General features: G+C 75.2%; 19 protein-coding genes and 1 tRNA gene. 6 read left to right on the top strand and 14 right to left on the bottom strand.

Annotation, left to right across the window (positions count from 1 at the left end; translation table 11 throughout):
* Nucleotides 1–9: 9 nt before the first annotated feature.
* A complete protein-coding gene (locus ACTJIY_RS15505) occupies nt 10–933 on the top strand; it encodes an ATP-grasp domain-containing protein (protein ID WP_440674563.1) in 924 nt (307 codons plus the stop codon).
* 120 nt (nt 934–1053) lie between these two features.
* Here the strand turns inward: ACTJIY_RS15505 and ACTJIY_RS15500 are convergent, their stop codons facing one another.
* From ACTJIY_RS15500 to ACTJIY_RS15485, 4 genes are all read right to left on the bottom strand, one after another.
* Nucleotides 1054–1959 carry an ABC transporter substrate-binding protein gene (locus ACTJIY_RS15500; RefSeq protein ID WP_440674564.1) on the bottom strand — a complete coding sequence of 302 codons (906 nt, stop codon included), beginning with the start codon at nt 1957–1959 and terminating at the stop codon, nt 1054–1056.
* Between the two features lie 91 nt (nt 1960–2050).
* Nucleotides 2051–2785 carry an ABC transporter permease gene (locus ACTJIY_RS15495; RefSeq protein ID WP_253051176.1) on the bottom strand — a complete coding sequence of 245 codons (735 nt, stop codon included), beginning with the start codon at nt 2783–2785 and terminating at the stop codon, nt 2051–2053.
* Nucleotides 2782–3423: an ABC transporter permease gene (locus tag ACTJIY_RS15490; protein ID WP_353708053.1), complete on the bottom strand. Its 642-nt coding sequence runs from the start codon at nt 3421–3423 to the stop codon at nt 2782–2784. Before ACTJIY_RS15490 ends, ACTJIY_RS15495 begins: the two co-directional genes overlap by 4 nt.
* Nucleotides 3420–4253: an ABC transporter ATP-binding protein gene (locus ACTJIY_RS15485; RefSeq protein ID WP_440674565.1), complete on the bottom strand. Its 834-nt coding sequence runs from the start codon at nt 4251–4253 to the stop codon at nt 3420–3422. The genes ACTJIY_RS15490 and ACTJIY_RS15485 overlap by 4 nt, the downstream gene beginning before the upstream one ends.
* 236 nt (nt 4254–4489) lie before the next feature.
* Here ACTJIY_RS15485 and ACTJIY_RS15480 point away from each other — a divergent pair, with 236 nt between their 5' ends.
* Entirely contained in the window at nt 4490–5131 is a 642-nt protein-coding gene (locus ACTJIY_RS15480; RefSeq protein WP_440674566.1) for a LysE family translocator, read from the top strand.
* 64 nt (nt 5132–5195) lie between these two features.
* Here the strand turns inward: ACTJIY_RS15480 and ACTJIY_RS15475 are convergent.
* The 3 genes from ACTJIY_RS15475 to ACTJIY_RS15465 form a co-directional block, all read right to left on the bottom strand.
* Nucleotides 5196–5271 (bottom strand) — tRNA-His (locus ACTJIY_RS15475).
* A gap of 75 nt (nt 5272–5346) precedes the next feature.
* Nucleotides 5347–5991, bottom strand: coding sequence for an oligoribonuclease (gene orn / locus ACTJIY_RS15470; RefSeq protein ID WP_440674607.1), 645 nt, complete (start codon nt 5989–5991; stop codon nt 5347–5349).
* Between the two features lie 187 nt (nt 5992–6178).
* The gene (locus ACTJIY_RS15465; RefSeq protein ID WP_156533217.1) at nt 6179–6328 is read right to left on the bottom strand and encodes a hypothetical protein; all 150 of its coding nucleotides are present in this window, start codon (nt 6326–6328) and stop codon (nt 6179–6181) included.
* A gap of 208 nt (nt 6329–6536) precedes the next feature.
* Between ACTJIY_RS15465 and ACTJIY_RS15460 the strand changes: the two genes are divergently transcribed.
* Genes ACTJIY_RS15460 through ACTJIY_RS15450 form a run of 3 tightly spaced genes read left to right on the top strand, consistent with a single transcriptional unit; the run spans nt 6537 to nt 9330 of the window.
* Nucleotides 6537–7283 carry a phosphatase PAP2 family protein gene (locus tag ACTJIY_RS15460; RefSeq protein WP_440674567.1) on the top strand — a complete coding sequence of 249 codons (747 nt, stop codon included), beginning with the start codon at nt 6537–6539 and terminating at the stop codon, nt 7281–7283.
* A 44-nt stretch (nt 7284–7327) separates the two neighbouring features.
* Nucleotides 7328–7996, top strand: coding sequence for an ArsR/SmtB family transcription factor (locus ACTJIY_RS15455; RefSeq protein ID WP_353708057.1), 669 nt, complete (start codon nt 7328–7330; stop codon nt 7994–7996).
* Complete coding sequence (locus ACTJIY_RS15450) at nt 7993–9330, top strand: MFS transporter (RefSeq protein ID WP_440674568.1); 1338 nt, start codon at nt 7993–7995, stop codon at nt 9328–9330. Before ACTJIY_RS15455 ends, ACTJIY_RS15450 begins: the two co-directional genes overlap by 4 nt.
* Nucleotides 9331–9444: 114 nt before the next feature.
* Here ACTJIY_RS15450 and ACTJIY_RS15445 read toward each other — a convergent pair whose 3' ends face one another.
* From ACTJIY_RS15445 to ACTJIY_RS15425, 5 genes are all read right to left on the bottom strand, one after another.
* On the bottom strand, nt 9445–10044 hold the full coding sequence (locus ACTJIY_RS15445) for an energy-coupling factor transporter transmembrane component T family protein (RefSeq protein WP_440674569.1): 600 nt from the start codon (nt 10042–10044) through the stop codon (nt 9445–9447).
* Nucleotides 10041–10697 (bottom strand): energy-coupling factor ABC transporter ATP-binding protein, encoded by a 657-nt coding sequence (locus ACTJIY_RS15440; protein WP_374614653.1) that lies wholly within the window; start codon nt 10695–10697, stop codon nt 10041–10043. Before ACTJIY_RS15440 ends, ACTJIY_RS15445 begins: the two co-directional genes overlap by 4 nt.
* A gap of 164 nt (nt 10698–10861) precedes the next feature.
* A complete protein-coding gene (locus tag ACTJIY_RS15435) occupies nt 10862–12055 on the bottom strand; it encodes a thiolase family protein (protein ID WP_353708060.1) in 1194 nt (397 codons plus the stop codon).
* Nucleotides 12052–13518 carry a class I adenylate-forming enzyme family protein gene (locus ACTJIY_RS15430; protein WP_440674570.1) on the bottom strand — a complete coding sequence of 489 codons (1467 nt, stop codon included), beginning with the start codon at nt 13516–13518 and terminating at the stop codon, nt 12052–12054. The genes ACTJIY_RS15435 and ACTJIY_RS15430 overlap by 4 nt, the downstream gene beginning before the upstream one ends.
* Before the next feature lie 19 nt (nt 13519–13537).
* The gene (locus ACTJIY_RS15425; protein ID WP_440674571.1) at nt 13538–14218 is read right to left on the bottom strand and encodes a biotin transporter BioY; all 681 of its coding nucleotides are present in this window, start codon (nt 14216–14218) and stop codon (nt 13538–13540) included.
* Nucleotides 14219–14574: 356 nt separating this feature from the next.
* On the opposite strand from ACTJIY_RS15425, the gene ACTJIY_RS15420 reads away from it, so the two are divergent.
* Nucleotides 14575–15063: an Hsp20/alpha crystallin family protein gene (locus ACTJIY_RS15420; protein WP_374614547.1), complete on the top strand. Its 489-nt coding sequence runs from the start codon at nt 14575–14577 to the stop codon at nt 15061–15063.
* A gap of 6 nt (nt 15064–15069) precedes the next feature.
* Here ACTJIY_RS15420 and ACTJIY_RS15415 read toward each other — a convergent pair whose 3' ends face one another.
* Nucleotides 15070–15981: an FHA domain-containing protein gene (locus tag ACTJIY_RS15415; RefSeq protein ID WP_440674572.1), complete on the bottom strand. Its 912-nt coding sequence runs from the start codon at nt 15979–15981 to the stop codon at nt 15070–15072.
* Nucleotides 15978–17261 carry a VWA domain-containing protein gene (locus ACTJIY_RS15410; RefSeq protein WP_253051189.1) on the bottom strand — a complete coding sequence of 428 codons (1284 nt, stop codon included), beginning with the start codon at nt 17259–17261 and terminating at the stop codon, nt 15978–15980. Before ACTJIY_RS15410 ends, ACTJIY_RS15415 begins: the two co-directional genes overlap by 4 nt.
* Nucleotides 17262–17342 lie beyond the last annotated feature (81 nt).

Here is a 17342-nt window from a genome sequence, read left to right as displayed (position 1 = left end):
GCTCGGGGCGTGACGACCGAGACCTCAGCCCCGCGCGTCGCCCTCGCGACGTGCTCCGTCCTGCCGCACCTGGACCCCGACGACGCACCGCTCGTGCGCGCGCTCGACGCCCGTGGCGTCGCCGCGCAGCCCGCCGTCTGGGACGACCCGGACGTCGACTGGGCCGCGTTCGACGCCGTCGTCGTGCGCTCGACGTGGGACTACTCGGCCCGGCGCGACGAGTTCGTCGCGTGGGCGGCGCGCGTCCCGCGCATCCTCAACACGGAGGCCGTGCTGCGCTGGAACACCGACAAGGGCTACCTGCGCGAGCTGGAGGGCGCGGGCATCCCCGTGATCCCGACGCTGTGGCTCGACCCCGCGCGCAACCTCTCCTCGCGTGCGATCCACACGCGCCTGCCCGCGCAGGGCGACTTCGTCATCAAGCCGGTCGTCAGCGCCGGGGCCAAGGACACGGGCCGCTACCAGGCGGGCGAGGCGCACTCGCGCGGGCTCGCGATCCAGCACGCGAAGAACCTGCTGGTCTCGGGGCGCGAGGTCATGGTGCAGCCGTACGTGACGAGCGTCGACACCGCGGGCGAGACGGGCCTCGTCTTCGTCGACGGCGAGTTCTCCCACGCCGTGCGCAAGAACGCGCTCCTCACCGGGCCGCACCGCCCGACCCGCGGCCTGTACCAGCAGGAGGAGATGAGCCCGTTCACCGCGACCGAGGAGCAGCTCGACGTCGCGCGCCGGGCGCTCGCGGTGGCCGCCGACGCCGTCGGTGGCGGGGACGTGGCGAGCTTCCTGTACGCGCGCGTCGACGTCGTGACGGGCAACGACGGCGGCGTCGTCGTCATCGAGCTCGAGCTCACCGAGCCGTCGCTCTTCCTCGCCCTCGCGCCGGGGTCGCTCGACCGGTTCGCCGACGCGATCACCGCGCGCGTCGCGCACTGACGCTGCACAGGGACGCCGCCGCACCGACGTCGCGCGCTTCGTCACGGACCGGCGGTCGGCCGGCCCGCGACCGTGGCCCGTCCCGGGGCGGGGCGGGCCACGATCACGTCGGACGCGAGGTCAGGCCAGGCCGTTCTCGGACAGCCAGTCTGCGGCGATGTCCTCGGGGGAGCGCTGGTCGACCCGGGACTCCACGTTCAGGGCGATCAGGCCCTCCGGGGTGAGCGCCGCGCTCACCGGGTTGATGACGTCCGCGATCTCGTCGGCGACGTCCGCGTCGACGAGCGGCACCACGTGGGACGCGAGGAACAGGCCCTCGGGGTCGTCGAGCGTGACGAGGTTCTCGGTCTGGATGCTCGGGTCGGCGCTGAACACGTTGGCGATGTTCACCGTGCCGGCCACGAGGTCCTGCACGGTGGTGTCGCCCGTGGCGACGAAGGAGACGTCCACGCCGTACACGTCCTTGAGGCCCTGCGGGCCGTAGGGACGCTGCTCGAGCTCCGCCGGGCCGCCGAGCGTGAGCGGCACGTCGAGCCCGGCGAGGTCCGCGAGGCTCGTGAGGTCGTGCTCCGTGGCGAAGGCCTCGGTCACGTTGTAGGAGTCCTGGTCCGTCGCGGTCGACTGGTCGAGGACCGTGAGCCCGTCGGGCAGGGCCTCCTGGAGCGCGGCGTAGACGTCCTCGGGGGACGTCGCGGTGGTCTCCGGGTCGAAGAACTGCAGCAGGTTTCCCGTGTACTCCGGGAAGAGCTGGATCTCGCCGTCCTCGAGCGCGGGCATGTAGGCGTCGCGCTGGCCGATCGAGAAGTTCCGCTCGACCGTGAAGCCCTTGGCCTCGAGAGCCTGGGCGTAGATCTCGGCGATGATCTCGTTCGAGTCGTAGGCCTGGGAGCCGATGACGATGGCGTCGGACGAGGCGTCTCCGGTGTCGGCGTCGAGCGGGTCGGACCCGTCGCCGCAGGCGGTGAGCGTGAGGACGGCGGTCGCCGCGGCGGCGACGAGGGCGGCGGTGCGTCGGGTGCTGCGCATGTGTCTGCCTTTCTGAGGGCCGTCCCGGGGACCGGGAGGGGCTGGGAGGGGTCGGTCGGGCGACGTGCGGTGCGGTGGTCTCGCCCGCGCGTCAGGCGGTGGTCGGGGCGGGGGCCGGGCGACGCCTCCGCCGGGCGGGTGCGTCGTCCGGCGAGCGACCGGCGGTCACGCCGCGCGGGACGACGACCCGCTGGAGGATCGCGAACAGCGCGTCGAGCACGACGGCGAGGACGACGACGAGGAGAGAGGCCCCGAGGATCTGGGAGAAGTCGCGGATCTGGATGCCCTGGACGATGTAGAAGCCGAGGCCCCAGTTGCCGATGTAGCCCGCGAGCGTGACGGTCGCGACCACCTGGAGGGTGGCGGAGCGGAGACCGCCGATGAGCAGCGGGAGACCGAGCGGCACCTCGGCCCGGAAGAGCACCTGCCAGCCGGTCATGCCGACGGACCGGGCGCCGTCGACGACGCGCCGCTCGACGGCCTCCACACCGGCGTAGGCGCCGGCGAGGATCGGCGGGATGGCGAGGAGGACGAACGCGGTGACGGACGCGGTGACCTTGTGCGTCACCCCGAAGACGAGCACGAGGAGCAGGACGAGCCCGAAGGACGGCACAGCACGGGCCGCGCCCGAGAGCGCGACCGCGAACTCCCGCCCGCGTCCGGTGTGGCCGATGGCCCAGCCCGCCGGGATCGCGATCGCCGCGGCGACGAGCACGGAGACGAACGTGAACGCGAGGTGGGTCCAGATCGCCTCCGGGAGGGGGAGCGCGCCGGTCAGCCGGGCGGGCGAGAAGATCCAGGCGATGGCGTCGGAGAAGAGGTTCATGCGCGCACCTTCCGGGACCAGGGCATGATCGCTCGCCCGGCGAGCACGAGCAGCAGGTCGACGAGCAGGGCGATGACGACGACCGCGACGACGCCCGAGAGGATCTCGGCGACGATCTGCCGCTGGTAGCCGTTCGTGAAGAGGTAGCCGAGGTTGTCGATCCCGATGAGGATGCCGACCGTCGCGAGCGAGATGGTCGACACCGCCGTGACGCGGAGCCCGGCGAGCACGACCGGGCCCGCGAGCGGGAGGTCGACCTGCCAGAAGCGGCGCCACGGCCCGTAGCCGACCGCGAGGGCCGCCTGCCGGACCGTCGGGTCGACCGACGCCAGGGCGTCGGCGACGAACCGGGTCATGATGGCCACGGCGTAGACCGTCAGCGCGACGACCAGGTTGAGTTCGGAGAGGAAGCTGATGCCGAGGAGCGGCGGGAGCAGCGCGAAGAGCGCGAGCGACGGGATCGTGTAGAGCAGGCCGACGAGCGTCAGGACGAGGCCCCGCGTGAGGCGGAACCGGAAGGCGAGCCAGCCCAGCGGGATCGAGACGAGGAACCCGAGCACGATCGGCACCACGCACTGGCTCAGGTGCTCGACCGTGAGGCGGCCGATGAGGTCGAGGTTGTCCAGGACCCAGGTCATGCGCCGCCCTCGACGTGGTCGTCGACCAGGACGCCCTGCGTGCGTCCTCTCCCGTCCACGAGCACGGTCCCGTGCTCCGTGTGCTTCGTGTGCAGCGCGCGGGTGCCGCGCTCCGCCCCGATGAAGCTCGCGACGAACTCGCTCGCCGGGTTCTCGAGGATCTCGCTCGGCGACCCGATCTGGGCCACCTGCGCCCCCTTCTCGAGGATCACGACCTGGTCGCCGAGCAGGAACGCCTCGTCGATGTCGTGCGTGACGAAGACGACCGTCTTGTCCAGCTCGCGCTGCAGCCGGATGGTCTCCGCCTGGAGCTCGGCGCGCACGATCGGGTCGACGGCCCCGAACGGCTCGTCCATGAGCAGGATGTTGGGGTCCGCGGCGAGCGCGCGCGCCACCCCGACGCGCTGCTGCTGGCCCCCCGAGAGCTGGCTCGGGTAGCGGTCCGCGAGCCCGCGGTCGAGTCCCACGGTGTCGAGCAGCTCGAGCGCACGGTCGCGCGCCTGCCGGCGTGGCGTGCCCTCGAGGCGCAGGACCGTCGTCACGTTGTCGACGACCTTGTAGTGGGGGAGCAGGCCGCCGTTCTGCAGGACGTACCCGATGCTGCGTCGCAGCTTCACGGGGTCCCGGGCGAGGACGGAGGCGCCGTCGATCTCGATCGTGCCCGACGTGGGCTCCACCATGCGGTTGATCATGCGCAGGAGCGTCGTCTTGCCGCTCCCGGACGACCCGACGAGCACCGTCGTGCGGTGGGGCGGGATCACCAGGTCGAAGTCCGCGACCGCCGCCGTGCCGTCCGGGTACGTCTTGGTGACCGATCGGAACTCGATCATGGGGCGCTGCCTCCCGACAGTCGGTGAACCGGCCTCCCACCCAACCACGACCGTGGCCGGCGAGCCGAGCGCATTGCCACGCGTCCACCGACCGTACGTCGAACCACCGACACGTCGCACTCGCACCGGTACGTCGGCTTCGCGCCGTCCCAGGCCTCGTGAGTCGTCGCGGGCCGCTCGGGGGTCGCGGGGGATTCTTCCGTGACGCACGTCACGTCGGGTCCTATCGTGGCGCTGTGCCGCACCTCGACTCCCTGCTCGCCTTCTCCCTCGCCTCGCTCGTGCTCGTCGTGATCCCCGGCCCGAGCGTGCTGTTCGTCGTCGGCCGGTCGCTCACGCTCGGGCACCGCGGCGGGGTGCTGAGCGTCCTCGGCAACGAGCTCGGCGCGCTGACGCTCGTCACCGCCGTGGCGCTCGGCGTCGGCGCGGTCGTCGCGACGTCCGTCGCCGTCTTCACGGTCGTCAAGCTCGTCGGCGCGGCCTACCTCGCCTACCTCGGCGTCCAGGCGATCCGGCACCGGCGCGAGGGGAGCGTCGACGTCGACGTCGCGCCCGTGCGCGAGCGGTGGTGGCGCGTCGTGCGGCAGGGCTACGTCGTCGGCGTGACGAACCCGAAGACCATCGTGTTCTTCGTGGCCGTCCTGCCCCAGTTCACGGACTTCCACGCCGGTCGCGTGCCCGCCCAGATGATGGTGCTCGGGCTGGTCTTCACGGTGGTCGCGTTCGTCTGCGACAGCGCGTGGGCGCTCGCCGCCGGTGCGGCGCGGACGTGGTTCGCCTCGTCGCCCCGGCGCCTGAGCGCGGTCCGCGCGACGGGCGGCGGCATGATGATCGGCCTGGGCGGCGTGCTCGCCGTCGCCTCGCACCGCGCCGCCTGACGCGCGGTCGGACGGGGAGACGCAGCGAGGGCCGGTCTCCCTGCGGAGACCGGCCCTCGCCGTCTGGGGTGAGTAACGGGACTTGAACCCGCGACCCCCTGGACCACAACCAGGTGCTCTACCAGCTGAGCTATACCCACCATGACCGGGCGTGAAGCACCGGCCGTCGAAAAGTGTACCCGGTCCGCGAGGTGCTCCCGGACCGCTTTTCGAGGTCAGGCGTCGGCGGATCCTGTGACGGTGGCCACGGACGTCTCGACCCCGTCGTCGGAGGGTCGGGTCCGGCCGCGCGTGACGCTCGTCGCCACGACCTGCTCGGCGACCTTGCGCGCCGTCGCGGAGTCGGGACCGGGCTGCTGGACGAACACGGCGGCGCGGTAGTAGCGCAGCTCGTCGATGCTCTCGAGGATGTCCGCGAGCGCGCGGTGCCCACCGTGCTTCTCCGGCGAGGAGAAGTACGCGCGCGGGTACCAGCGGCGCGCGAGCTCCTTGACGGAGGACACGTCGATGATGCGGTAGTGCAGGTGGCCCATGAGAGCGGGCATGTCGCGGTCCAGGAACCCCTTGTCCGTGCCGACGGAGTTGCCGGCCAGCGGTGCCTTGCCGGGCTCGGGGACCCACGTGCGGACGTAGTCGAGGACGCGCTGCTCGGCCTCGGCGAGCGTCAGGCCCTCGTCGAGCTCGTCGAGCAGCCCGGAGGTCGTGTGCATCTGGCGGACGAAGTCGCCCATCTGCTCGAGCGCCTCGGCCGGGGGCCGGACGAGGACGTCGACCCCGTCGCCGAGCACGTTGAGCTCGGAGTCGGTCACGACGGCGGCGACCTCGACGAGGGCGTCGGCGCCCAGGTCCAGCCCGGTCATCTCGCAGTCGATCCAGACGATGCGTTCGTTCGCGTTCACAGGACTCACGGGCGACAGCCTAGCCGCGGCACGCACGACGAAGGCCCCGGCTGTCCGGTTCACCAGGGTCCGGACGGTCGGGGCCTTCGACGAGGGGTGCCGCCGCCTGTCGGGGAGGGTCCCCGGTCCGGCGAGCGGTCGGTGCGCGTCATGCGGTGCGGCGCGGCAGGCGGGCCTGCCGGGTGTTCGCCGGGACGCGGGTCGTGGTGCGGCGCAGCTGCGACCGGCGCAGGGTCTGCTCCTGCAGCTGCTCGCGACGGCTGAGGGCCGCCACGTCGTACGTGATCAAGGGATGCATGGTTCTGCTCTCGTGACGCTGGGCTCGTGGGTCTGGCCGGACCCTCCACCGCCCGGTACGGACCGGACGGACGTCACCGCGGTGTAGGTACATCCGACCACGGTCGTCGGGGGCGCTGCATCCCTTTTTCGCCACGAGCGTCGGGTGCCGGTGCACGACGGCGGTCGGCCGCGCTGCGCGGTCGGCTCGCCGTGCGTAGCCTCCGGGGATGAGCGCGGGGGACGGGCGGCCAGGCGGCGGGGCGGGCGAACGGCGCGGCGTGCCCGCGCGCGCGGTCCTCGCGAGCGTGTGGCCGGGCGTGCTCCTGGTGCTCGCGGGGGTCGCGGGCTTCGCCCTCCTCCTGGACGCGGTTCGCGAGCAGGACGACCTGTGGCGGCTCGACGAGCCGCTGCTCGCGTGGATGGTCGCGCACCGCACGCCCGTCGTGACGGGCGTCCTGACGGTGGTCACGACAGTGTCCGGGCCGTTCGTGCTGCCCGTCCTCGTCGCGGTCGGGTGCGTGGTGTGGGCGCGGCGCACGGGGACGTGGTGGGAGCCCGGCCTGCTCGCGGGCGCCATGGTGCTCGCGACGCTGGTCTCGACCGTGCTCAAGGCCGTGATCGCCCGGCCGAGGCCGCCCGACGTGTCGATGGTCGTCGCCGGGGTCGAGCGGTCGTTCTCCTTCCCGTCCGGGCACACGACCGGCGCGGCGACGCTCGTCCTGGTGGGCGGCTACCTGGTGTGGCACCGCCACCACGACCCACGGGTCCTGGCGGTCTGGGCGGTCGCCTCCGTGCTCGTGATCGGGTCCGTGGCGCTGAGCCGGCTCTACCTCGGGTACCACTTCCTCACCGACGTCCTGGCAGGCCTGTCGCTCGCCGTGGCGGTTCTGGGGGTCGTGGTCGCGGTGAGCCGCGTCCACGACCTCGTGGTCGCGCGTCGTGCGGCTCCCGGAGCGACGGACGACTCTCGCTAAAGAACTCTTGCGCAAGAACTCTTTCGTGAACTAGCGTGGCGGGCATGAGCACGCCAGCCGACCCCCACCCCAGCCCGCCGGCCGTCCCGACCGGCCCCGGCCCGGCGTCGTCGGACCGCCTCCCGCGCGGCCCGAGGCCCGAGCCGGGGCAGGTCGTCGCGACCGACCCGGCGACCATCCGGGCGCTCGCCCACCCGCTGCGCCTGCGGATCCTCGCGCTGCTCGACGACGAGGGCGAGGTCACCGCGACACGGTGCGCCGAGGTCACGGGCGAGTCCGTCGCGAGCTGTTCCTTCCACCTGCGGATGCTCGCCAAGTACGGGTACGTCGAGCCCGCGGAGCGTCGCGGCAAGGAACGCCCGTGGCGCTCCGTCGGGCGCGGCCGCCAGACGAAGTTCGACCCCGACGTCCCGGAGTCCCTGCACGCCGCGGGCGCGGTGGCGACCCTCATGCTGGACCAGGAGACGGCGCGTGTCCGGGCGTGGCTCGCCGGGTCCGCCGCCGACGACCCGCAGTGGCTCCTCGCCTCGACGATGACCGGCGCGTCCTTCTACGCGACGCGCGAGGAGCTCGACGCGCTCGCTCGCGAGGTCGAGGCGCTCACGGACCGCTTCCGGGGGCGCTGGGACGACCCGTCGCTCCGTCCCGCGGGGGCACGTCGCGCGCGCCTCTTCTCGATCGTCAACGCCGACCTGCCGGAGGCCCCTCGATGAGCGCGACGCCCGAGCCGACCGCCACCACCCGGCCCGCTCCTGCCGACGCGCCCGAGGTGGCGCCGGAGTCCCGCACCGCGACCGCACCCGCCGCCGGTCGCGACGACGCCCCGGACCCTCGTGCCGCGCTGCGGTCCCGCCCGTTCCGGCTCCTGTCGGTCGCGTGGGGGTTCACGAACTTCGCCGACTCGGTCCTCGCGATCATCCTCGCCGTCTGGGTGAAGGACCTCACCGGCTCGAACGGCGCCGCCGGCCTCGTGTTCGCGGCGCTCGGTCTGCCGGCGCTCGCGTCGCCGCTCCTCGGGCAGCTCGCGGACCGCGTGTCGCGCCGACGGATGCTCGTCGTCACGTACCTTGTCGGTGCCGTGAGCCTCCTCGCCCTCCTCGCCGTGCGTGGGCCCGAGCAGGTCTGGCTCGTGTTCGTGGTGACGGTGATCTACTCGGCCGTCGGCTTCGCGACCGCGGCGGCCCAGGCGGGCCTCGTGCGGGACATGCTGCCGGACGAGGCGATCGCCCCCGCGAACGGCCGGCTCACGACGATCGACCAGGTTTTCCGCCTCCTCATGCCGGTCGTCGGCGCGGGCGCGTACGCGCTCGCCGGAGCGTGGCCGCTCGTGGTCGCCGCCTCCGTGGCGTTCGCCGTCTCGGGCACCGTCATCGGCCGGATCCGGATCGTCGAGACGCCCCCGACCCCGGCCGCCGAGCGCGAGCCGTACCTGGCCGAGATGACGGCGGGCTTCCGCCACCTCGTGCGGACGGCCCCGCTCGGCGTGCTCACGCTCGCCATGCTCGTCGCGTTCGCGGGGGTCGGGCTGCTCAACGCGGTCAGCCTCGCGATCATCGAGGACGGGCTCGGGCTGGCCCCGGAGCTGCTGGGCCCCGTCTCCTCGGTCCAGGCGCTCACCGCGATCGTCGCGGGGCTCACGGCCGCCCGTCTCGTCGCCCGCTGGGGCGCGCAGCGGCTCGTCGCCCTCGGGCTGCTGGTGCTCGCGCTCGGGATCGTGCCCGCGACGGGGACGAACGTCGTGGCGATCGTCCTCGGCATGGGCGCGGTCGGGCTCGGCGCCACCTGGTCGATCGTCGGCTTCGTCACCGAGCGGCAGCTCCGCACGCCCCCGGGTCTCCAGGGGCGCGTCGCCGCGGCGAGCCTGCTGCTGGTCAACGTCCCGCAGCTCGTGCTGACCGTGGTCGGCGCGGCCCTCGTGGGCGCCGTCGACTACCGCGCCCTGCTCGTCGTGACCGTGGTCGGCATCCTCGTCGCGGCGGTCGTCTCCCTCCGCGGCCACCGCAGCACGGGCGAGCCGGCCGATGAGAGCCCCCTCTCCGCGAGGTAGAGGCCTGGTACGGCGAGGTAGAGGTCTGGTCCTGACCACGGCTCTACCTCGTGAGACCACGGGTCTACCTCGCGGGACCACGGCTCTCTCTCGGCATGGCGGTGGGGCGGGCCGTCAGTCGTCGAGGCCGCGGGCGCGCAGCGCGTCGCCCAGGGCGTCGGCCTGGCGCAGCGCGCCGACGACGAGCGGGACGGCGTAGGCGCGGACGTCGTGCTCGCGGCCCCGGGCGCGGCACGCGTCGCGCACGCGCTGAGCCAGTGCGGAGACGACGGGTACGCAGCGCACGGCGAGCGACAGGACGAGGGCCGCGCGGTCGACGTCGACGCCGAGTCGGTGCAGCGGCCGCAGCCCCCGCTCGATCGCGGCGAGGACGGCGGACGTCCGGGTCGTGAGCAGCACGAGCCCCGCGAGCGCGACGAGCGCGACGAGCCGGGTCGTGAGCACCACCGCCGGCACCGGTCCGAGGGCGAGCCACTGGACGGCCAGCAGCACGGGCACGACCAGGCGCAGGGGGCGTACCTGCTCCCACGCCGCGCGCCACCCCACGCCGGCGACCGCGTAGAGCGCGCCGACGGCGAGGACCACCGCGCCGACCCCCGCCGGCGAGGACACCAGCAGCACGACGGCCGACGCCGCCGCCAGTCCCACGAGCTTGGCCCCGGCCGGGGCGCGGTGCAGGACCGACGACCCCGGCCGGTAGGTGCCCGGGGTCACGACGACGCCCCGTCGACGAGGCGCAGGTAGCGCGCGACGGCGGGCCCCGGCGCGTCGTCGGCGACGACCCGCCCGCCGTCCACCACGAGCACGCGGTCCATCGCGTCCATGAGCGACAGGTCGTGCGAGACGAGCACGACCTGCTGGGGGAGCGCCGCGAGCTCGGCGGCGAACCGCCGTGTGTTGCGCAGGTCGAGGAGCGTCGTGGGCTCGTCGGCGACGACGAGCCGCGGCCCCGCGGCGAGCACCGACGTGAGCGCGAGGAGCTGCTTCTGCCCGCCCGAGAGCAGGTGGGCGGGATGGTCCGCGTGGTCCGCCAGGCCGCGCGCGGCGAGCGCGGCACGCACGAGCGCGTCGCGCTCGGCCGGGGCGTGGCGACGCAGCGAGTACGCGACGTCCTCCGCGACGGTCGGCATGACGATCTGGGCGTCCGGGTCCGTGAAGACGAACCCCACGCGCCGCCGGACCGCGGGGCCGTCGCGGCGCGTGTCGAGGCCGTCGACCAGGACCCGGCCCGACGTCGGCACGACGAGCCCGTTGAGCAGGCGCGCGAGCGTGCTCTTGCCCGAGCCGTTGGCCCCGACGATCCCCACGCGCCGCTCGCGCAGCTCGAGGTCGACGCCGCGCAGCACGTCGCGCTCGCCGAGGCGCACGCGGACGTCCTCGAGCCGGACCGTGCAGCCCGACCCGGAGGACTCGTGCACGAGGGAGGCCCCGGACCCGGGGGACGCCCCGGGCGTCCCGGGCGTCCCAGCCGTCGCGGCCGGAGCGTCCCCGACGGCGCGCGGTCGCCCCAGGCCGGCCCGGGCTCTCGCGATCACCGGACGACCTCCAGGACCGCCGCGACGCCCAGCCCGCCGCCGACGGCGGCCGTCGCGAGGCCGAGCGTCCCGGCCGGAGCGCCCGTGCGCACGAGCCGGGAGAACAGCCGCACGACCGACACTGCGCCGCTCGCGCCCCACGGGTGCCCGAGCGCGAGCGCGCCGCCGTCGGCGCAGACCCGCGCGTCGTCGGCGGGGTCGCCGAGCGGGTCGAGCCCGAGCGCGTCGGTCACCGCGAGGACCTGCGCGGCGAACGCCTCGACGACCTCGACCGCCGCGACGTCGTCGAGCCGCGCGCCCGCCCGGTCGAGCGCGGCGCGCACCGCCGGGACCGGGCCCCACCCCGGCAGCGCGGGGTCGCAGCCGACCGTCGCCGACGCGAGCACGCGCAGGCCCGGGACCCCGAGCTCGCGCCGGACGCGCTCGGGCACGACCGCGACCGCCGCCGCGCCGTCGCTCACCGGGCTCGCGGTGGCGGCGGTGACGGTGCCGCCGGGCGTGAAGGCCGGCGAGAGGCGGGCGAGCACCGCGGGGTCGAGGCGTCGCGCCCGTTCGTCGCGCGCGAGCGACCGCGCCGGCGCGCCGACCTGGACCGTCTCGGCCGCGAACCGCCCGCCCGCGTGCGCGGCGAGGGCGCGCGCGTGGCTGCGCACCGCGTACGCCTCCTGGCGTTCGCGGGTCACGCCGCGGCGGCGCGCGAGCGCGTCGGCGGCGGCCCCCATGCCCGGGTCGGCCCACGGCGTCGGCGCGAACGCGGCGCGCGCGTAGGGCACGTCGCCCCACGCCGTGCGGTGGGAGCGCGTGGGAGCGAGGGACGCGCTCTCCGTCCCGCCGGCCAGGACGAGGCGCGCCTCGCCCGCCCGGACCTGCTGCGCGGCGAGCAGCACCGCCGCGAGACCGGAGGCGCACTGCCGGTCGACGGTGAGCCCGGGCACGACGACGCCGAGTCCCGCGGCGAGCGCCGCGGCCCGCGCGACGTTCCCGCCGGGCCCGGTGCAGCACCCCAGCAGGACGTCGACGACGTCGTCCTCCACCCCGAGGGCCCGCGCGTCGCCGAGCGTCGCGCCGAGCGCACCCGCCGCGAGGTCGACCTCGGACGACGACCGGTGCCCGTGCCCGGCGGTCCCGACCCAGGTGCGGCGCGCGGCCACGACCACGGGCGCGTCCGCCCCCGCACCCGGCGCGGTCATCGCAGCGGCTCCAGACCCGAGCGCGCGGGGTCGGTCCCCAGCAGGGCCTCGCTCACGGCCCCGCGCGCAGGCTTGCCCGACGGGGTCCGGGGGAGGGCGCGCGTGCCGTACCAGCGCCGCGGCCGCTGGGCGGGCGCGAGCGCCCCGCGCGCGACGCGCTCCAGGTGGGCGCGCAGCCCGGGCCGGTCGTCGCACTCGACGACGGCGCTCACGACCGCCCCGAGGCGCCGGTGCGCCGTGCCGAGCACGACGACGTCCCGGACCCCCGGCACCGCGCGCAGCACGACCTCGACGTCCTCGGGCACGACGGTCGACCCGCCGGTGAGGATCGCCCCGTCGCCGCGGCCGCGCAGCACGAGCGTGCCGGGCGGGGCGCCGGGCGCGGACGGCGACGTCGACGGGTCGGGCAGGGGGTCGGCGAGGTCGCCCACGGTGCTCCACGCGCCGTCGCGCCGCAGCGGTCCGGTGGCGCGCGCGAGGTAGCCGCTAGACACCCAGGGCGAGCGGACCCAGACCTCGCCGACGCTCGCCTGCGGCAGCGGCCGGACCTCGAGGTCGACCCTCGGGAACGCACGCAGCCCCGACCCGTCGGGGTCGTAGGCGACGAACGAGAGCTCGACCGCGCCGTAGTAGGCGAGCACGTCGATGCCGAGCGCCGTCGCGCGCGACCGCGCCCCGGCGGCGAGGGACGCCCCGCCGACGACCGCGTGCCGGAGCCGGGACGGCGCCCCCGCGGCCACGGCGTCGAGCACGTCGTCGAGGACCTGCGGGACGAGGTGCACGACGTCGCTGCTCGCGAGCGCGGAGGTCGTGGCGGCCGGGGTGCGCGTGAGGAAGGCGCACGCGCCGACGGCGAGCGTGTGCACGGCGGCGAAGCAGTAGAGCGACGACGCGAGCGGGCCGGGGACGAGCACGGTGTCGGTGGGGCGCAGCCCGAGGAGCCGCGTGACGTCGTCGAACGACCCCTCCCACGACGCGCGCGTGCGCACGACCGCGCGCGGCCGGCCCGTGCTGCCCGAGGAGAACCCCGCCCACGCGAGGTCGTCCGGACCGGGCTCGTGGCCCGTGCCGGGGCCCGGACCCCCCTGCGGGGCGAGCCCCGGCACGAGGTCGGGGAGGGTGCCGGTCCCGCGCGGCAGGGGCACCTCGACGAACGTGCGCGGGGCGAGGGTGCGCAGGACCTCCGCGCGGTGCGCGCGCGGCCACGCCGGGTCGCACACGAGCGGCGTCGCGCCGGCGTGGTCGGCGGCGAGGACCGCCGTGAGCAGGTCCAGCGGGTCGGGCAGGGACACGGCGACGACGTCGCCGGGGCGCGTGCCCGTCGCGTCGAGGTGCGTCGCGCCCGCGCGCACGTCCGCGGCGAGCGCGGCGTAGGTGCGCGACCGCTCGGGGGTGCGCAGGGCGGGACGGTCGCGCACCGCCGGGTCGGCGGCGTGCGTCAGGACCTGGTGGGCGACGGGCACGCGGACACTCTCGCAGGTGTCAGGAGGCGGTGCGGCCGGCGGCCATGGGACGGCCCGCAGAACGGCCCGACCGGCGCGCGGCCGGGTAGGCGCGCACGACGCCGACGGTGATCGCCGCGGCCGCCAGCGCCTTGAGGACGTCGCCCGGGAGGAACACGAGGGAGAGCTGCGCCGTCGTCGCGAGCGGTACCCCCGTGACGGCCGACTGGACCGGCACGCCGCACGCGTAGACGACCGCGACCCCGCCGACGAGGCACGCGACGAGCACACCGCCGAACGTCGCCCGGCGCAGCCGGTCGACGAGCCAGCCCACGACCGCCGCCCCCGCGAGGAACCCGAGCAGGTAGCCCGCGGACGGGCCGACGAACGCCCCGAGGCCGCCGCGCCCGCCCGCGAGCACCGGGAGGCCGGCCGCCGCGAGCGCGAGGAACGTCGCGACCGCGAGCGTGCCGCGCCACGCGCCGAGGATCGTGCCGGCGAGCATGACGCCGAGCGTCTGGAGCGTGATCGGGACCGCGTTCCCGAACAGCGCGATCGACCCCGGCATCCCGAGCGCGGCGATCAGCGCCGCGAAGGTCGCGACGCGCGCGGCGTCGCCCGCGTCGAGCGCGAGCGGCCCGCGGCGCCCCGCTCCCGGACCGGTGGTCTGCGTGGCGGGCGCGGGCGTCCCGGGGGTCGCCGTGGTCGGTGCGTCGGTCATGGTGCTCCCTGCGTCGTCGTGGCGGGTCGGTGCCCGACCCGTCGTGGCCAGGTCCACTCTCCCGGCCCTGCGCGGTGCGCGACGACGGGGACGCGGACGACGACGGTGTCGCCGCGTGCACGGATCGCACAACGGGTTGGAGGGTTCCACCAACCATGCTGTCGTCGCGGGATCCGGTCTCGGAGGAAGTCGACAACCGCCCCTCCGCCCCGCCCCCGGAAGGCGCGCGCCGGCTCTTGGCACTCTCCGGGGGAGAGTGCTAGAACAGAGACGTAGCCGCCCGCGAGGTGCCTACCTCGCGGGACCACCGACCGGTCCCGGACGGTCCGGGACCGACCGACGAGGAGGTGAGAGGTGTGGCTGCGATGATCGACCCGTTCACGACCACCTTCGACGCGATGGACCGCCTGGTCGGCCAGCTCGCGTCCGGCGCGCGCGCGACCGCGGCGTCGGCGTCGGGCGGCATGCCGCTCGACCTGTTCCGGGCGGGCGACCACTACGTCCTGACGATGGACCTTCCCGGTGTCGACCCGGGGACGATCGACGTGTCCGTCGAGGACCGCACGCTGACGATCCGCGCCGAGCGCAGCCCGCGGACCGATCCCGACGTCCAGTGGCTCGCGCGCGAGCGGCCCTCGGGAACCTACGCGCGCCAGCTCACGGTGGGGCGCGGTCTGGCGCTCGACCAGATCTCGGCGTCGTACGAGGACGGGGTGCTGTCGCTGACGATCCCCGTGGCCGAGGAGGCCCGGCCGCGCCGGATCGAGGTCGCGCACCGCGCGGGCAGCAGCGGTGCGGCGACCCAGATCACGGCCGAGGCCGAGCCTCGGACGACCGAGGGCTGAGCCGGCTCAGACCTCGCCCGGGAGCGCCTTGCGGACGACGAGCCGCGTCCACGCGCCGAGGTAGACCCGGTCCCCGTCGGACAGCTCGCGTCGCTGTCCGGCGGGGATCGGGTCGGTCGGCAACGGTTCGCCCGCGGGGCTCACGTAGGTCCCGTTCGACGACTGCAGGTCCTCGACCCACCACCGCTGGCCGTCCGTGCTGAGCTGGCAGTGCCGGCGGGAGACGCCCGTGTCCGCGCCGCAGTCGACCTGCGGGTGGATGCCGCGCGACACCGACGGGCGGCCGACGAGCACGCTGCGCTCGCGCAGCACGACGAGGCCCGGCAGTCCCGCGGAGGGCATCGGGTCCTCGGGCTGCTGCGCCTGGTACCAGTCGGGGTCGATCCAGATCTCCACGACCCACTGGTCCGGCCCCGGGACCGGGGGCGTCGGGAGGTGGCTGCCCGACGTCCCCGTCTCGCTCGCCTCGGGGGCGACGGCGGTGCTCGGGGCGGGAAGCGGGGGCGGGGTCGACGACGACGGGGGCGTCGCCGCGGATCCCGCCGCGGAGGTCGGCAGCGGGGGCGGGGTGGACCCCGAGGGCGTGCCCGCCTGCGGGGGTGCGGAGGTCGCGGGCGCGGGCGTCGGACGCGACGGCGGGTCGAGCGAGAGCGCCGACGGCGGCTCGACCGGGTCGGGCAGCGCGCCGGTCGTGAAGTCGTAGCCGCAGTTCTCGCAGAACAGCGCGCCGCCGGGCGCCGGCGACCCGCAGTTCGGGCACGTCGTCGCGGGGGCGGCCGCCGGGGCGGCGCCCGCGGGCGTCGCCCCGCTCGCCACGGGTGTGGACGGGGCCGACGCCGCGCCGATCGGCTCGCCGCACACGTCGCAGTAGTCGGTCGACTCCGACGGGTGCCCGTTGGGGCAGACGACGGCGCTCACCGGCGGACTCGCGTCGTCTTCGTCGAGGCGGTGTCGAGGGCCATCTCGTCGAGGGTCGAGGTGTTCCGCTTGAGCCGCACGGTGCCCTGCTCCTCGTTGTCGATGTCGACGACCTTGCGCAGGCGCGACGTCGCCTCCTCGTTGCCTGTCTGCTGCGCGAGCTGCACGGCGCGCCCGAGCTTGACGGTCGCCGTCGCCTCGTCGCCCGAGGCCTTGGCCGCGAGGCCCTCCTGGATCGCCGCGGCGAGCTCGGTCTGGCCCGTGTAGTGCGCGACCTCGGGATTGATGCGCGTGGTGAGCGACTCGTCGTCGGACCACTTGGCCTTGACCAGACCGGAGGAGACGACCTCGCCGTTCACCGCGAGCTGGACGCGCGCCGCGAGCTGCTCGGAGCCGACCGGCTTCGACGCGACGCGGACCGCGACGTGGTAGTCGCGCGACTCGTCGCCCCACGAGCCGGTCGGGTAGGCCCCGGTGAGGGGGTTCACCTCGGCGCGGCGGTGCGTGAGGTCCTCGACGGTCGGCGCGACCTGCCGCACGAACAGGACCTGCGAGCCCTGCGGGGCCCACACGCGCAGGTCCGCGGAGGCCACGCCACGCGCCATGGACGCCTGCATGAGGCTCTCGAAGTCGGCCGCGATCTCGTTCGGGTCCGCGATGAGGCCGACCGAGCCGAGCAGCGCCGTCGAGATCTCGCGCAGCTCGTCGACCTGCCAGCGCGAGCCGACGCCGCGCGCGTCGCACTGGAAGTGGCCCGTGACGTCGCGGACCGCGGCGGAGAGGTTCGCGCGCGGCTCCGACTCGTTCTTGCCGTCCGTGAGGAGGATCGCGTGCCGCTGGGTGGCCTGCGGCACCGTCGCGAAGAGCTGGTCCGCGAGGCGCAGCCAGGTGCTCATCGCCGTGCCGCCGCCGGGCGTGAGCATCGAGACCGCGCGCTTCGCCTCGGCGCGCGCGCCCGGCTCCATCTGGACCATCGCCATGCGCGCGTTCGGGTACGGGAAGACGCGGTTGGCGACATGGCTGCCGCCGACGATCGCGAACCACGTGCCGTCGAGGATCTGGTCCACGGCGACCTGGGCGGCGTGCTTCGCGGCCTCCATGTTCCGGCCCGACATCGATCCGGACGTGTCGACCATGATGATCTCGGCGACCCCGCCCGCGCCGCCGACGCTCCCCGCGCTCCCGGCCCCCGTGCACGTCACGGTGACGATCGCGTGGACGTCCGTGGCGCCCTCGGACAGGAACTCGTTCTGGTAGACCTCGGCGGCGAACTCGGCCATGGGGGCTCCTTCGGTGGTGCGGGTGTTCGTGCAGGCTATCGGGTCGGGGTGGGTGGTGGCGGGTCGTGCGGGGGTCGGGCC

It is taken from the genome of Cellulosimicrobium sp. 22598, assembly GCF_052044445.1.
GTDB classification, from domain to species: Bacteria; Actinomycetota; Actinomycetes; order Actinomycetales; family Cellulomonadaceae; genus Cellulosimicrobium; species Cellulosimicrobium cellulans_G.
This window is presented reverse-complemented; position numbering and strand designations above follow the sequence as displayed.

Excerpts from the sequence above, each read along its gene's own strand:
- ACTJIY_RS15500 (WP_440674564.1), bottom strand. The coding sequence starts at position 1,959 with ATGCGCAGCACCCGACGCACCGCCGCCCTCGTCGCCGCCGCGGCGACC.
- ACTJIY_RS15495 (WP_253051176.1), bottom strand. The coding sequence starts at position 2,785 with ATGAACCTCTTCTCCGACGCCATCGCCTGGATCTTCTCGCCCGCCCGG.
- ACTJIY_RS15490 (WP_353708053.1), bottom strand. The coding sequence starts at position 3,423 with ATGACCTGGGTCCTGGACAACCTCGACCTCATCGGCCGCCTCACGGTC.
- ACTJIY_RS15485 (WP_440674565.1), bottom strand. The coding sequence starts at position 4,253 with ATGATCGAGTTCCGATCGGTCACCAAGACGTACCCGGACGGCACGGCG.
- orn (WP_440674607.1), bottom strand. The coding sequence starts at position 5,991 with ATGACCGGGCTGGACCTGGGCGCCGACGCCCTCGTCGAGGTCGCCGCC.
- ACTJIY_RS15465 (WP_156533217.1), bottom strand. The coding sequence starts at position 6,328 with ATGCATCCCTTGATCACGTACGACGTGGCGGCCCTCAGCCGTCGCGAG.
- ACTJIY_RS15460 (WP_440674567.1), top strand. The coding sequence starts at position 6,537 with ATGAGCGCGGGGGACGGGCGGCCAGGCGGCGGGGCGGGCGAACGGCGC.
- ACTJIY_RS15455 (WP_353708057.1), top strand. The coding sequence starts at position 7,328 with ATGAGCACGCCAGCCGACCCCCACCCCAGCCCGCCGGCCGTCCCGACC.
- ACTJIY_RS15450 (WP_440674568.1), top strand. The coding sequence starts at position 7,993 with ATGAGCGCGACGCCCGAGCCGACCGCCACCACCCGGCCCGCTCCTGCC.
- ACTJIY_RS15435 (WP_353708060.1), bottom strand. The coding sequence starts at position 12,055 with ATGACCGCGCCGGGTGCGGGGGCGGACGCGCCCGTGGTCGTGGCCGCG.
- ACTJIY_RS15425 (WP_440674571.1), bottom strand. The coding sequence starts at position 14,218 with ATGACCGACGCACCGACCACGGCGACCCCCGGGACGCCCGCGCCCGCC.
- ACTJIY_RS15410 (WP_253051189.1), bottom strand. The coding sequence starts at position 17,261 with ATGGCCGAGTTCGCCGCCGAGGTCTACCAGAACGAGTTCCTGTCCGAG.